Below are 14,631 nucleotides of genomic sequence, written 5' to 3'. Positions count from 1 at the left end.
CCCTTTGCGTATCATATTTCATCATAGTTTTTAGTGTTTTTCAAGCTTTAATCTTCATTATCCTTTCTATCTTTATGCCATGGAGAACAAAAATAAGGTGTTGATCATTACCTATTATTGGCCACCAAGTGCAGGGTCTGGTGTTCAGCGATGGTTGAAATTTTCGAAGTATTTACCGGAATTTGGCTGGGAGCCAGTGATCTTTACACCGGAGAATCCTGATTTTGATCTAAAAGATGAGACCATGCAGAAAGAGGTGTCTCCCCATTGGGAAGTCATCAAGTTTCCGATTTGGGAGCCCTATGGCGTGTTTCGATTCTTGAAGAAGAAAAAGGAAGGAAAAGCAGCCGATCCTTCCAAATTGATCGAAAAGCGGAAAAAGAATTGGTTTGACCAGACGGCCATTTGGCTGCGCGCCAATGCCATCGTGCCTGATCCGAGGGTGTTTTGGGTAAAGCCCTCCGTGGAGTTTTTGGAAGAAGTGATAAACAAGAATGGCATAAAGGCGATCATTACCACAGGCCCTCCCCACAGCATGCACCTGATCGGCAGGAACCTGAAGCGGAAGACGGGACTTCCTTGGATTGCCGATTTTAGGGATCCGTGGTCCACGTGGGAGTTTTTGGATACCCTTCCCATGATGAAGTCCATCAGAAAGCGGCATGAAAAGCTGGAAAGATCCGTTTTTAGGGAAGCAGAAAAAGTGGTGACCATTTCCCCTACGTTTCAGGACGAACTCCAGAAAATAGCCCACCGCGACATCGACTTGATCACCAATGGTTTTGATTCTACCGATCTTCCTAGCGGCTTTAAGCAAGAAAAGGAAACGGGTGGAGATTTTGAAATTGTCTATACGGGCATCATTGATGCGATACGTAATCCCATTCCATTTTTGAAAGCATTCAAGCAGGCTTTTATGCATGCGAAGCGGGGGGTGAAATTGACCTTTGTGGGACATGTCAGTGAGAAGGTGACCCATGTTATCGAAGAAGACAACTGGTTGTCGCAGCATGTGGAGTTTGCCGGATATGTGCCCCATGAGCAAGTTTTTTCTTTTTATGAACGAGCAGACATGCTGCTGTTGATCCTCACCAACACCAAGAACGCCAAGGGAAATATTCCCGGAAAATTATTTGAGTACATTGCCACAGGGAGAACCATTATCGCCTTGGGGGATCCGATGGGAGATGCAGCCAAAATCATTTCTGAAGCCGGGGCAGGGCGGGTGTTTTCTCATGAGGCCGTCCAGGAAGTGGAAGCTTACCTTTCGGACCAGGCCAATGCCTCACGGTCCCAGGGAGGAAGCCGTGACATTTCACGGTTTGAACGCAAAACATTGACCAAAAAATTAGCCCAATTGCTAAATGAGCAGATCGATACCATTTCTTGAACTGGCCCCCATGCACCGGGATCTGGCTGATGAGCTGAAGGCGAAGTTTGCGGCGCTGCTGGAAAAGGGACTGTTTTCCGGGGGTGAGGAAGTCGAGGTATTGGCGTCCTCCATGCAGGAGTTTTTAAAGGTTCCTTACGCCATTCCCTGTGCCAATGGCACCGATGCCTTGGAATTGGCCTTGAGGGCCTTGGAAGTAGGGCCTGGTGATGAGGTGATCGTGCCGGCATTGACCTGGGTGTCCACTGCAGAAGTGGTAAAAATGGTGGGAGCCAACCTGGTTTTTTGTGATGTGGATGCCGATGGCTTGATGGATTTGACCCTTCTTCCCTCGGTCATCTCCCCAAATACCAAGGCAGTGATCCCAGTGCACCTGTACGGGAAGATGATGGATATGAAGTCACTTGCAGCGATAGCCCAAAAGACTGGAATCAAAGTGATAGAAGATGCTGCACAAGCCTTTGGCGCTTTCCAAGGAGGCAAAAGTGCCGGGGCTTATGGTGATATAGGTTGCTTTAGCTTTTATCCCACCAAAAACTTGGGGGCACTGGGCGAGGCTGGGATGCTGACAAGTCATGATGGGGGACTATCGGAAAGACTACGGTTGTTATTGAACCATGGTCAGCCCCAGCGGGACGTGCATGAGCTTATTGGCCGGAACAGTCGGATCGACACCCTTCAGGCTGCTTTTCTGAACGTGAAGCTGTCCTATTTTACGCCTTGGCAGCAAAGGCGAAAGGCCTTGGCAAAGCTTTACCTTGACCATTTGCAGCACCTTAAAGGAATCAAGGTACCGTCCAGTATCCTTCAGGAGAACCATAATGCTCACCTTTTTACCATCCAGACAAACCAGCGGGATGCCCTTAAGGAATGCTTGTCCAAAAAGGGGATTGGAACGGCCATTCATTACCCGCTTCCTGTGCCGGCTATGAAGCCTTTTGGGGAAATTGATGCATTTCCAGTGGCCGCCCGGATCGGGAAAACCACCCTTTCGCTTCCCTTACATCCTTATCTCAGAGAGGATGAGGTTAGGTACGTTTGTGAAGAGGTTCAACGATTTTTTAATAAAGCTTGATCTTGAGGTGAAAATTCCAACCTTTTATGGGGTATGATCAACTTCTCCAAACGTTAACCATGTGCTGGTTGTGGCTCATAACAGGTGTTCGTAGCGGATCACACGTTATGGGCGAAAGCCAATTTTCCTCAAATACTTATCGACCACGACATTGAAGTCAGGCGAGCAGTTGGCCAAATACACAGAGGGGATGTAAAGCACGAGGACGATAAGGCCTTTCATGATCAAATTGAGGTAGATATTTTCCACATTGGGGATCCAATCGGTAAGGGCCCACACGCCTGCAATAATCAGAATGGTTTTGAGGTTTTCGATGGTGAAAGGGCTGAGGTGGTACTTTTTACGCAAAAAGAGGTAACGAAGGCCGTTGATCAAGGTCATGCTGATAAGGGAAGCCACGGCTGCTCCAGTGACGCCCATTACAGGAATCAAAAGGTAATTGGTGGCGATCAGCAAGGCCAAGGTCAAAAATCCCATGAACAGGTTGTAATAATAGTGCTTGGAAACGGCAATGATCTGATAGTTGACGGAGGTAACACAGTCCACCAATTGCGCCAGCGCGATAAACAGTAAGACCGGAATGGCAGCAGCATAGCTTTCGCCTAGGTACATCCCAACACTGTAGCGATTGCACCAGATGCCCAAAAACAACAAACCACCTATCACCAAAAGGGTCTGGCTACTCTTTTTGTATATGGACTGAATGGTCGAATAATCGCCCTTTGCCATGGATTCCGAAATGGTGACGATGGATACTCTTCTGATAGCCTTGGCGGGAACGCTGATGACGACACCAAAGAAGAACAAGGTGGTATAAATCCCCACGGCATCTTCTCCCATCAGCCACTGTACCATATACGTGTCAATGTACAGGATCAATCCACCACTTAAAAGTTCTAAAATACCTGCCGAGGAAATTCCGGCAATGGTCTTTTTTTCTGCCGGGGTAAAAGGACCCGGCTTTCCCAGAGAAAAGACCTTTGCCCGTTTGAGCATGATGAAGGAGATGGTGACGGGCAAGATAAAAATGGCCAAATTGAAATAGATGAGCTGCTGAAAATCAATCCAGTGGAAATAATAGAGGATCAAGGCTAAAATAGGCAATGTTTTTTGGATGATGCTGTCCGCAAAGACCCCTGGAAGGGGCTGATGATTGGTACGGAGGTAAGCATCCAAGATATATTGGAAAATCCTTAGGCCTATGACGGCCAGAATACCTATGTAAAATTCCTTGTTATAATCGAAGCCAGCAAAGCCTCCGTCTTGAGTTTGGAAGATAAATGCTTTGGTTAGGGAAAATGCAGGGATGGCCAGTGCCAGTCCGATCAGTCCCACCAATAGCGAGAACGTGATAAACCGCTTTTGCTTTTCTGGGCTGGACTTGAATTCAGGCATCATCTTCAGCGTGGTGAGATTGGTGCCCAACGTAAAGATGGAAGCAAACAGGGCGGTGGTATTCAGCACCAATTGCAACAGGCCGATTTCACCTTCGGAAAGGATCTTGGGACGCAACAAGGCAGAGCCCACAAACCCGATCAGAATACCTGCATAGGCAATGATGGTCGTTTGTGAAGATTGTGTCCTGATGCTGCCCATACGTTACGGTTTGATCCAAAAAGTGGTGTCCGAAAGCCCGGTCGTACAGGTAAAATGCTCCCAATCCTTCAATACCTTAAAGGCCAGTTGGTAGCTTGGTCGGTCCGAATTGTCCAAGATCATCAAGCCGCCTGGTTTTAGCTTTGGCAGGGAGTTGAGCAGACAGGCCACCCGTGCACGGCCGTCTACCAAGATGAAATCAAACGTTCGATCTTCAAATTCATCGGACACATGAAAGTAGTCCCAAAATTCTTTTTTATAGCGGTAGTCTTTTTCTATCAGCTGAAGTCTGTCGAAGAAATGCGGTGGAGCTTGAGGTTCAAAACCACTCTTTTCTGCAATGTACCGGTAATCGATATTTTCCAAGCCGTTTTCATCCATCCATTGGTGCACATGCGTGTACCAGCCTTTATGGTGCTCGATACTGACCAGCTTTTGGATTCGGGAGGCAAAAAACTTACTGCTGGACCCGCTGCCAAACTCCAGACCAACCATGTCCTGCTTTAGCCAGTCTTTTAGGAAATTCACTGCAGATGGAGCAAACCACGGACAGGGCTTGTTTCTCCAGCGAAAGTAGTAAAATACTCCTTTGATCAAGGGCCGACAAATCCTGTACCGGAGATATTCCCACCCGGCGCCTTTGTCTCTTTGCCAATTGGAATTGGGAAGAATGCTTTTTGTTTGGGCAAGTTGGAGTTGTTGGATGATGGGATGTGCCATGCGTAAAAAGGACCTGTTGCTTTTGGTGATCAAACTTATGAAAAATACGGTTATTTACCGCTGATCTTTTGAAAGATGTTTTTCCATCTGTACGAACGGATGAATTTTCCCTCTTCTGCAGAGACCGCACGTTGGATTCCATTGAAATAGGAAGAGACATAACCGATCATGCTGTCCAAGAGGTACCCCGGTTTTTTTTGCCTCCAGCTGACCTTTGCCATGGACAGAAATGCAATGCCCAGACCATAGCGCATTTTGTACATGGCCTGGCCTTGCAGGTATTTGGCTTTTTGGGAATAGGCACTCCCCGTGGGACGTAAATGCTTTACTTTCAGCGTTGGAACCGTGACGACGTCAAAGCCATGGTAGCGCGCCAGCAATTCATCGATCGTATCCCAACCGATGGAGCATCGCAGTCCGCCCATTTTCTCAAAACAGGTCCTCCGGTATGCTTTAAACGCTCCTCTGATATGGTCCTTGCCCATTGGGTGGTTAAGCTTCCATTCTGCACCATCTTTTTCATAGGCAAATCCTCCTACCATTCCGGCCTTTGGACATTGATGAAAGATCTTGGCAACTTCCTGAAAATAATTGACAGGGAGGATTAAGTCTGCATCCAACTTGACAATAAAATCATAAGGTTGATCTATTTCCTTCAGTCCTTTGTCAAATGCTGCCACCACTTTACTTCCCGGAAGACGGGAGGCTTCTGTTTGGCTATTTACCTTGGTGATCCAAGGGAATTTTTTCGAATACCGATCGATGATGGCTTCGGTTTCATCAGTGGAGTGATCATTGACGATAACCGATTGCTTGGGGAGCAACGCCTGTTGGGTCAGGGAGTCAAGCAATAAAGGTAAATACTGCGCCTCGTTGTGCGCAGGAATGATAACACAATAATCTAACATAGGATGGCCGGGAGGTTGCTGCCTATAACAAGCCCAATAAGTTGTTTGGCAATTTTTCTTTTAGGTTTGCCCACTTTTTCTTCGGGGTAGGGGCCGCGATTCTTGTCAGCGGTTTGAAGATAAAATATTGAAAATCATTTTCCTCATAAAAGACATTGTAAGAAACGGCCTTTTCCAAGTAAAAATCATTTACGGTTAGGCTTTCTACCAGCCCAGCGATGTTTACGGAAGGCTCGATAAATTGTAGGCTTTCCGGGTCATTGTACGCCCTCCATTCCGAAAACCGGGGGGTAGGAAGGTGGATGAATATGGTGGTGTCTTCATGGGAATGCCTCCTTACAGCCTCAAACAGCCGAAGGTGCTTGTCCGTGGTGATCTGCTGAAGAATGTCTGTCAATACGAAAAAGTCATACGTTTCTCCACGGTTTTCAAAGGCCTTCATTTCTGCCTTCACAAAGCTCAAGTTCTTCTGCTTTTTCCATAGCTCGGATGCCCGCTGGACCGTGTCCTCATTGATGTCTACACCAAGTACTTTGCCGTTTTTAACCTTATTTGCCAAAAGATGACTGAGTTCTCCCAAGCCACAGCCGCCTTCGATGACTTTGTGATTGGATTTAAGCCCCTCTGCTACTAATTTATCCAGAATACTTACGTTTAGTGCACTGATTTCCTGTTTTCTGGAATCCGTAGAAAATTGATCATAAAAACTAATGTATTTATCCTTTTCTTCCATAGTCAGCAAATTTTGTGAACGGTAATATTAGCCCAGCAATTAGGAGTAATATAATAAAATATTGGCATGAAACCGCAACAAAGGAACCACGATAATAGGCGGTTGGTTCAAATTTGAAAACCACTTCTGCGTTTCCTTTAGGAACTGAAACACCTCTCAATAGGTAGTTTGTACGTAATATATCTGTTTTTTCACCATTTATTTCGGCGACCCACCCTTCGGGATAATAGATTTCGGAAAATACTACTAGACCCGCTTTGGAGGCATTTACGTTATATACCAGTTTGTTGGGCTGGTGGTGTGCCAGGGAAATGGTACCCGCCCCTGGCTGAGCGCTGAATTCATTGGTGTTTAGGGTAGCTTCGGTTTTGGTGTTTAATTGGGAGAGTTTGTTGATTTCTTCTTCATTGCTGCTTACGCCGATAATCTCCTGTGGGAACCAAGCTGGGCCATTGGCTTCAGGGTTTTGGAAGACGGCTTTTTCACTGTTTCCGGCCAGGATGTATTTGGTGTTGAGCATGTTTAGGGCGGGGAGGTTTGCATAATCAAAGTTTCCCTCCTGTGCCTTTTTGACAAATTGCGAAATTTCCGGCTGTAGCACCCTGTCTATTAAATCCTGATAGCGCCTCATTTTGGCTCCATGATAACCGCCAACGCTTTGAAAGCGATAGCTGGTGCGGGCTTCTTTAAAGGTGTTTTGGAGGTTGAGCACTCGGAAATAGCCCTTGTCCTGCATGACCTTTTGGTCTGCTGGCGTAGGGGTAAAATACGTTTTGCTAGGGCTTTTCTGTAGGGAATCGTCGTTTAGATATCGCTTGTTAATGGTCCAGACATCCGCTACGACTAAGATGGCAATTCCCAATGTGGCATAGAAGTAGTTCACCTTCCCTTTGATGGCAAGGAAAACCAATAAGGCACTCGGAACGATAAAGGCCAAGCTTCTCAGGGCATCTTTGCGGAGCATGGCTTTTCTGTCTTCGCGCAAGGCATCGACCAGCCATCCCGGGAAGCTGGCGTCTGCGGCGCCTTTGTATCCAAATGCTCCTGCCAGTAGGATCAGCAGCAGGACAAACCCGCCCACTATGCCAATAGAAAGCAGCAGTGCTTTAGTTTTCTTTTGTTTGTCTTGGTCGGCATACAAATGCTCCAGGCCAATACATCCCAAAACAGGCACAGCAAACAAGGTGATGCCCAAGGCCATGGAAACGGCTCTGAACTTGTTATAGCCCGGAAGATAATCAAATAGTGTATAGTTAAACCAAGCCAAGTTTTTGCCCCACGCCAACATCAGCGATACCACCGTAATGGCCACAAAAATATTTCTAAAGCGTTTTGGCGCGTAAAGGATGCCGATCACAAATAGGAATGCCATGATGACACTGCCATAAATGGGGCCGCCGGTAAAGGGCTGGTCTCCCCAATAGGTAGGTGCGCCTTGAAGAAAGTTGGTGAGCTGAGCGCCCGATACCCCGTTTTGTTGAAGTGCTTCTGCGGCGTTGGAGTCATCAGGTAAGCCTTCCTGGCTGGCTCCCCCTGAGAAGTTGGGGATCAGCAGGGTCAGGGATTCCAGCTTTCCCTGAGACCAGCTGAAAGCATATTCTTTGCTAAGTCCAGCGTCATTTTCTCCGGAAGCTTCCAACAACTTTTCCCCGCGAATAGAGTATTTTCCATACTCCAGTACCGAGATCAGCCGATTGGCATTGGCACCGACCGCGATGAGTCCACCGACTATTAGTATCCCGGCAATTTTACCAAATTCAGGTAATCTTTTCTCTTTGATGTAAAACGCCAGTTGGCCAATGGCGTAAATCAGCACCACAATCAGCGTGTAATAGGTGATCTGAAGGTGGTTGAAGCGGATTTGGAGCATGAGGGCCAAGGCCGTGATGGCGAAGCCCAGTAGTTTTTTTCCATTGAAAGCCATGTTGATCCCTGCCAAAATCAAAGGGATCAGGCAAATGGCCCATATTTTGGCATTGTGGCCGGCTTCCAAGCTAAGCATATGGAAGGTGTTAAAGGCAAATGCCCATGCCCCCATGACGGAGATTGCTGGCCTTACCCTAAAACTGAGCAAGAGCAAGTACATGCCGACCATGCCAAAGAAAAGGCCATTGATCGGATGAGGGAGTCCAAGGGTAATGGCACTGATCACTGCCCTGCTGATGTCGCCCGGGTATTCGGTGTTGACCAGATAGGCAGGCATCCCTCCAAACATGCTGTTGGTCCAGAGGGCTTCTTCTCCGGTTTCTTCACGGAAATCGATCATTTCCTTGGCGGAACCTTCCCACTGGAGAATGTCGTTTTGGAAGATCATTTTTCCGTCAAAAACGATCGGGGAAAAGTATAATACGATCAGGACGTAAAATGAAACAATCCCGAGAAGATGTGGCAGCACTTGCTGCTTAAAGTTGACTTGCATGCTGGTTGGTTTGGTTAGCATTAATATCAAAATGATGTGCAAATTAAAAATTAATGGGGATTTCTAATAGTGAAAATGGGTGAGATGTTGGCAGGTGTTCATGGGCTGTATTGGTGTCCATTTACACGGGTGAATTTTTCGGGAAAGGCAGGGACGGGGAGCATGAATTCAATTTTATGGCTTGCTTTTATTTAGTGTCCGTGCTATTACTACCTTTTTCACTCCACTTATGTAAAAATTTTATTTATTAAGCACTTTAATTAAAAATAATTTTTCTTATCAAGGATTGGTATGCGTATTTATTATAAATTTGAATAACTAACATAGTTGAATGCAAGGACGTTAAGATTGGCGTCTAATTTGGGGTTTGGCAAAGATGAAAGTAGTTGAAGTACTTTGTCATTTCCCAGAGGTAACGTCCGAAATTTAACTTATGGGTTTATTGTTAATTGACTAAAGCTATGAAACGGTGTTTCATAGCTTTTTTAGTTTAGATCAGGTGGGGGAGGAGGGGATCAAGCGAAAAGGTGGGATCAAGCCATAATTCTGGGGGACGAATGTTGACATGGTCTTATAAAAAAAAGTTCCTATTTGCATTTATATCTGCCGTTCCTACGGAACTTACCCTTTTGTGTGAGATCATTTTTGGTGCAGGTGACAACCTGCACCTTCTATATGACCCTCCGCCAAAGGCGGATTAGGCAGGATGCTCAGTTGCCAGCGCATATTCAGGGGTTAACCTCTACCAAGCCAACCACTAAACATGAGCAGATAGCTGCGACGGCTTGTACGATCCAAATCAACAAATCATTCTTTCAGCCTATTCCGCCATTCGGCACCATAGGCTACTGCGGTTTCCAATGTATAAATCGGGGCAAAGTGCCAGCGGCACGATAAATTTTGTAACCTGCGGATTCATCCGCAGGAACTCAAGCACTCCTCAACCTCCCGAAGGAGTGCCAGCGGCACGGATGATAGCTCCTTTAAACGAAATTAGTACTAAATGTTGATAACCATCAGGGAAATCGCTTTTAGCCCATTGAAGTTCTTTCATTCAGGCTGACATCTCTTTACTAACAGTTTAAAAGTGTTTGTCCTGGGGAAACTGCCAATTTTCATGATGGAGTAAAATGCCTCCAACTTTTCGGCTTGATCCCATATTTCTGGGGGATGCTGAGTTAGGCTTTCAGCCTGAAAGAATGAAATTGAGGCGTCTACACCCCAAGTCCTTGCCTTGGGCTAGGGTGATAGAAGACTTTCAGCCTTCAGTTCCAGTATAGGGTTCGATAAATATCTGCTTGCCCCTGTCGGGCTGAAAGAAATCCAAGGTGAAGATTTCTTTAAAAAGACAAGCGTAAATCTTCATAACCTGCGTCATCTACATGCTATCAGCACCAACCACACTACTCCCCACAACTTTTACGATTGGTTCGTTAGTGAGTGATTTTTTTGGCTGTTCCTAAATCCTGTCCATGTAAGGATTTAAAGTCGTGGAAAGATCTTCTGGTATTCACCTTGCATATTCGTTTAAGGTACCCCACAGATAGTGATATAATTTTTATACCTTCGATTTTCACAAACGTATTACCATACCAACATGAAAATCATCGAATGTCCACGGGATGCCATGCAAGGGCGAGAAGTGTTTATTGATACGGCCATCAAGGCCGCCTATATCAACCAGCTGTTGAATGTGGGCTTTGACACGGTGGATTTTGGGAGTTTTGTAAGTCCTAAGGCCATGCCCCAAATGCGGGATACCGCCGAGGTGCTCGACCTGCTGGATTTGTTTCATTCCAAATCCAAACTGCTTGCCATCGTGGCCAATGTCCGAGGAGCGGAGGATGCGATGCAGTTTGAAGAGATCGATTACTTAGGGTTCCCATTGTCCATTTCGGAAACGTTCCAACAGCGAAATACCAATAAAAGCATTCAAGAGGCCCTGGAAGTGGTGGCGAATTTACAGAATATGTGTGAAGTGAAAGGCCGGACATTGGTGACGTATTTGAGCATGGGATTTGGCAATCCTTACGGGGAGCCCTTTTCTGCAGATTTGGTGGCCGAATTTGTCGGAAAACTTGATGAGCTGGGCGTGAAGGTGATTGCGCTGTCCGATACCATTGGTGCGGCGGATCCAGCGCTGATCGAGGAGGTTTTTAAGACCAATACGCAGGCCTATCCGGAAATTGAATTTGGGGGGCATTTTCACAGCCGAGCAGAACATATAGCAGAAAAAGTCGAAGCGGGCCTTCGTGGCGGCTGTAGAAGGTTTGATGGTGCCATTAATGGTTTTGGTGGATGCCCGATGGCCAAGGATGAACTCGTAGGCAATGTGGCCACAGAAGCGTTGATTGAGGTGTTGGAGAAGAATGGCTATGATCTCGGCATGAACCAAGAAGAATTTGGAGAAGCCATGAAGTTGGCCAAGTTTGTATTCCAATAAGACGACAGCTAAGATTGGAAGGATTATGGGGGAAGAAGTCCCTTACTTTTCATTTGCACGACTTTTTAAGCAAGCTGGTATTTTTTACCTGGCAGGGCTTTGACGACTCCTTGAAATTCCAAGCTGAGGAGAATTGAGGCTACTTGTGAAACGGGGAGTTGGCTTTGCCAGCTCAATTGATCGATTTCCAACGGGCTTTTTTCCAAAAGGATCCGAAGCAACCGTTGTTCTTGATCGGAAAATTGATCGAGGGTTAAGGTATTGTTCTTGGCCGTGGGTGTGTTTTCTTCGTCGGTGGACCAAGAAAGGGCCTCTTGAATGTCTCGGGGACCGGTGTAGATATTTGCTTTCATGGAGCGGATCAGGTTATTGCAACCTTCGCTATACGTGTTTTGGAGGTTGCCAGGGACGGCAAATACTTCCCTGTTGTAGCTATAAGCAATTTCTGCGGTGATCAAAGCGCCTCCTTTTTTGGCGGCTTCCACCACGATGAGTGCATCGGATAGGGCGGCGATAATGCGGTTTCGGGCAGGGAAATTAAGCGGGTGCATGGCCGTTCCCACCGGGTATTCTGAAACCAAGCCCCCTTTTTCAGCCATATTTTCGGCGGTGTTTCGATGGGCTGCAGGGTAGAGGCTCTCCAGTGAATTCCCCAGTACCGCCACGGTAGGAAGTTCAAATTCCAATGCAGCCCTGTGCGAGGTGATGTCAATGCCATAGGCCAAGCCACTGATGACCGTTGGCTGAAATGGTGCCAAGCCTTCTACGATTTTCCGGGTGATGTTCTTGCCATAATCCGAGGCATTTCGGGTTCCTACAATGCCAATGCTACGTTTGGGGTTTAGGTCTATGTGCCCTTTCGTAAACAGCAGGACCGGCGCATCCATAAAGGATTTAAGTCTCTTGGGGTAGGAATGGTCTAGGTAACTGTGGACTGTGATTTGGTGCTTTATACAATCCTCTAATACATTTTCCGCCTTTTTTAGGTAGGTATCTTTTTGGTTTCGAATAGCCAGTAGCTTACTGCCAATTCCGGGGATTTTTGCGGCCTTTCCCTTTGGCATGGTGAAAAAATTAGCTGCTGACCCGCAATAACTGATGATGTTCTTGAAAGCGTAGGGCCCCAGTTTGGGAATCAGGCTTAATGCTATGGTGTAAAGGAGTGTTTCATGTGTTGTCTTCTGCATGGATATTGTTTCGGATTTCTGACAAAAAATCCCGTATTTCTTTCAGGCGGTTGACCATGCCGGCTTTGTCAGAAACCTCATATTGGTCTTTTTTGATGATTTCTTGCGCACCTTGGAGCGTATAGCCTTTCTCTTTTACCAGATGAAAAATCAGGCCGATCTTCTCGATGTCCTCTTTGGTAAATCTCCTGTTGCCTTTTTTGTCCTTTTTGGGTTTGATGATGTCAAATTCCCCTTCCCAGTAGCGGATCAGGGATGTGGCTACACCAAATTTATCGGCTACTTCACCAATGGAGTAGTATTTCTTTTCTATTTCTCGTTCTTTGTACGGCACTTGGCAAAAATAAAATGTATGAAAATCAAAATAACGAATTTTTGAGAAAGATGGCAACGGAAGGTGATTATTTAGTAGCAAGTAGCTAGACACAAGTATCAAGACTAGAGAAAAGAGTCAAGAAGCAAGAGCAAAGCATTATCCGGTCAACACTAATCAGGGAAGTACATCATGTCAGCGCTCATCCAGATTTGCAATCTGAATGTCGGAAAAGGTAGAGTTTTAATCCGTTGGTAACGAGGTTGTTTAAAGATAGATTGCTTTCTGTTAGGTTATGACATCATTGGGTAAATAGGAACATAGCGGCAATGAAAAGATGATGACATGAACAAAACTGGATGAGCGGAACTGTCTGCCCTAAAGTGGGGCCGCTGAATTCACAGCTCCGCTCAAATCTTATTGGTTATGCTTCCAGTAATTTCTGATAACTCGTTTCGATGGCGCTAAAATCAAATTTTGCCAAAGCCGTTTCCATTTTTGTTCTGATTTCGTCAAGGCACAGCTGTCCGATACTGCCTTCATGGCTGTGGTTGACGGTGTGGTCGGGAGCAAAATCATCACTTTCGATGTCCAAGCCTACTTTTTTATAGGCATCACGGAAGGGCATTCCCTGCAGTACCAAGTCATTGACCACTTCTACGCTGAAGAGGTGCTTGTAGAACTTGTCCTCGAGGATGTCAGGTTTTATCTCAATATGCTCCAGCATGAATTTGGTGATCTGCAAGCAATCCTTAAGCTTCTCAAAATCCGGGAAAGTCGTCTCTTTCAGCAGTTGCAGGTCACGGTGATAACCAGTGGTGGTATTGGTCATCTGCATCATCAGGTTTTGAGGGCCACTTTGGATCTGGTTGGCCTTGGCACGGATCAGTTCGAAGACATCAGGGTTCTTTTTATGAGGCATGATGCTGGATCCAGTGGTGAGGTTGTCTGGAAACTTGACGAAACCAAAATGCTGGTTCATAAAGATGATGATATCTGCCGAAAGCCTGTTGAGCGTACCGGCCATTCCCGCCATGGCAAAGGCAATGGCTTTTTCGGTTTTACCACGGTTGTTTTGGGCGTTGATGACGTTATAGTGCATGTCCTTAAAGCCCAAGAGCCGGGTGGTCATGGTCCTGTTCAGTGGAAAAGACGAACCGTAGCCTGCTGCTGATCCAAGTGGATTTCTATCGGCCAGGTTGTAAGCAGCCAGCCAAAGTTCCATGTCTTCCGCCAGAGATTCCGCCATTGCCCCAAACCACAGTCCAAAAGAGGAAGGCATGGCCAGCTGCGTGTGGGTATAGCCCGGCATGAGGTCATTTTGATGCTTTTCGGCCAACGTTAGCAGCAAGTCAAAGAGTGCTTTGGCATCGTCCAGCACTTCCTGGATCACCGCGCGGTAATACAGCTTCAAGTCCACGGCTACCTGATCGTTCCTGGAGCGGCCACTGTGCAGTTTTTTGCCCACATCCCCATAGCGTTCAGTCAGTAAGAACTCCACTTGTGAATGGACATCTTCCACCCCAGGATCAATGGTGAAGGTGCCCTCTTGGATTTCCTGGTAAATATCCTTAAGCCCTTTCTTCAGGATGGCCAGCTCTTCCTTGGTGAGCAGGTCAATGCTCTCGAGCATGGTGGCATGCGCCAATGAGCCCAATACGTCAAAAGGAGCCAGCACAATGTCAAACTCAGGATCACGACCAATGGTGAACTGTTCTACTTCCTTGGTGCTCGTGGTATTTTTTTGCCAAAGTTTCATGAGGGGATTGTTGTTGTTAATTTTTAGGGTTTGAGAGGTTCAATTTATTTATACATTCGTCTGTAAAGGTAGCTTAATAGACTTCCAA

At 46.4% G+C, this 14,631-nt stretch carries 11 protein-coding genes; 3 read left to right on the top strand and 8 right to left on the bottom strand.

Annotation, left to right across the window (positions count from 1 at the left end; genetic code table 11):
• The first annotated feature begins 79 nt into the window (after positions 1-79).
• On the top strand, positions 80-1,390 hold the full coding sequence (locus ECHVI_RS18775) for a glycosyltransferase family 4 protein (protein ID WP_015267616.1): 1,311 nt from the start codon (positions 80-82) through the stop codon (positions 1,388-1,390).
• Positions 1,365-2,465 carry a DegT/DnrJ/EryC1/StrS family aminotransferase gene (locus ECHVI_RS18770; protein ID WP_015267615.1) on the top strand — a complete coding sequence of 367 codons (1,101 nt, stop codon included), beginning with the start codon at positions 1,365-1,367 and terminating at the stop codon, positions 2,463-2,465. Before ECHVI_RS18775 ends, ECHVI_RS18770 begins: the two co-directional genes overlap by 26 nt.
• Positions 2,466-2,570: 105 nt before the next feature.
• Here the strand turns inward: ECHVI_RS18770 and ECHVI_RS18765 are convergent, their stop codons facing one another.
• Genes ECHVI_RS18765 through ECHVI_RS18745 form a run of 5 tightly spaced genes read right to left on the bottom strand, consistent with a single transcriptional unit; the run spans position 2,571 to position 8,841 of the window.
• Positions 2,571-4,061, bottom strand: a complete 1,491-nt coding sequence (locus ECHVI_RS18765; RefSeq protein ID WP_015267614.1) for a lipopolysaccharide biosynthesis protein — start codon at positions 4,059-4,061, stop codon at positions 2,571-2,573.
• A gap of 3 nt (positions 4,062-4,064) precedes the next feature.
• Entirely contained in the window at positions 4,065-4,781 is a 717-nt protein-coding gene (locus tag ECHVI_RS18760) for a class I SAM-dependent methyltransferase (protein WP_015267613.1), read from the bottom strand.
• Between the two features lie 50 nt (positions 4,782-4,831).
• Entirely contained in the window at positions 4,832-5,689 is an 858-nt protein-coding gene (locus ECHVI_RS18755) for a glycosyltransferase family 2 protein (RefSeq protein WP_015267612.1), read from the bottom strand.
• A 22-nt stretch (positions 5,690-5,711) separates the two neighbouring features.
• Positions 5,712-6,422, bottom strand: coding sequence for an SAM-dependent methyltransferase (locus tag ECHVI_RS18750; RefSeq protein WP_015267611.1), 711 nt, complete (start codon positions 6,420-6,422; stop codon positions 5,712-5,714).
• Positions 6,406-8,841, bottom strand: a complete 2,436-nt coding sequence (locus tag ECHVI_RS18745) for a YfhO family protein (protein WP_015267610.1) — start codon at positions 8,839-8,841, stop codon at positions 6,406-6,408. Before ECHVI_RS18745 ends, ECHVI_RS18750 begins: the two co-directional genes overlap by 17 nt.
• 1,597 nt (positions 8,842-10,438) lie before the next feature.
• On the opposite strand from ECHVI_RS18745, the gene ECHVI_RS18740 reads away from it, so the two are divergent.
• On the top strand, positions 10,439-11,284 hold the full coding sequence (locus ECHVI_RS18740; protein ID WP_015267608.1) for a hydroxymethylglutaryl-CoA lyase: 846 nt from the start codon (positions 10,439-10,441) through the stop codon (positions 11,282-11,284).
• Between the two features lie 65 nt (positions 11,285-11,349).
• Here the strand turns inward: ECHVI_RS18740 and dprA are convergent, their stop codons facing one another.
• The 3 genes from dprA to argH all read right to left on the bottom strand — a co-directional run bounded on the left by dprA (position 11,350) and on the right by argH (position 14,543).
• A complete protein-coding gene (gene dprA, locus ECHVI_RS18735) occupies positions 11,350-12,471 on the bottom strand; it encodes a DNA-processing protein DprA (protein WP_015267607.1) in 1,122 nt (373 codons plus the stop codon).
• Positions 12,452-12,805: a MerR family transcriptional regulator gene (locus ECHVI_RS18730; RefSeq protein ID WP_041738885.1), complete on the bottom strand. Its 354-nt coding sequence runs from the start codon at positions 12,803-12,805 to the stop codon at positions 12,452-12,454. Before ECHVI_RS18730 ends, dprA begins: the two co-directional genes overlap by 20 nt.
• Positions 12,806-13,208: 403 nt before the next feature.
• Positions 13,209-14,543: an argininosuccinate lyase gene (argH, locus tag ECHVI_RS18725; RefSeq protein WP_015267605.1), complete on the bottom strand. Its 1,335-nt coding sequence runs from the start codon at positions 14,541-14,543 to the stop codon at positions 13,209-13,211.
• Positions 14,544-14,631: the final 88 nt, after the last annotated feature.

Source organism: Echinicola vietnamensis DSM 17526 (assembly GCF_000325705.1).
GTDB classification, from domain to species: domain Bacteria; phylum Bacteroidota; class Bacteroidia; order Cytophagales; family Cyclobacteriaceae; genus Echinicola; species Echinicola vietnamensis.
This window is presented reverse-complemented; position numbering and strand designations above follow the sequence as displayed.

What these genes read in the sequence shown, in the direction of transcription:
- ECHVI_RS18775 (WP_015267616.1), top strand. Translation starts at nt 80, where the DNA reads ATGGAGAACAAAAATAAGGTGTTGATCATTACCTATTATTGGCCACCA.
- ECHVI_RS18770 (WP_015267615.1), top strand. Translation starts at nt 1,365, where the DNA reads ATGAGCAGATCGATACCATTTCTTGAACTGGCCCCCATGCACCGGGAT.
- ECHVI_RS18765 (WP_015267614.1), bottom strand. Translation starts at nt 4,061, where the DNA reads ATGGGCAGCATCAGGACACAATCTTCACAAACGACCATCATTGCCTAT.
- ECHVI_RS18760 (WP_015267613.1), bottom strand. Translation starts at nt 4,781, where the DNA reads ATGGCACATCCCATCATCCAACAACTCCAACTTGCCCAAACAAAAAGC.
- ECHVI_RS18755 (WP_015267612.1), bottom strand. Translation starts at nt 5,689, where the DNA reads ATGTTAGATTATTGTGTTATCATTCCTGCGCACAACGAGGCGCAGTAT.
- ECHVI_RS18750 (WP_015267611.1), bottom strand. Translation starts at nt 6,422, where the DNA reads ATGGAAGAAAAGGATAAATACATTAGTTTTTATGATCAATTTTCTACG.
- ECHVI_RS18745 (WP_015267610.1), bottom strand. Translation starts at nt 8,841, where the DNA reads ATGCAAGTCAACTTTAAGCAGCAAGTGCTGCCACATCTTCTCGGGATT.
- ECHVI_RS18740 (WP_015267608.1), top strand. Translation starts at nt 10,439, where the DNA reads ATGAAAATCATCGAATGTCCACGGGATGCCATGCAAGGGCGAGAAGTG.
- dprA (WP_015267607.1), bottom strand. Translation starts at nt 12,471, where the DNA reads ATGCAGAAGACAACACATGAAACACTCCTTTACACCATAGCATTAAGC.
- argH (WP_015267605.1), bottom strand. Translation starts at nt 14,543, where the DNA reads ATGAAACTTTGGCAAAAAAATACCACGAGCACCAAGGAAGTAGAACAG.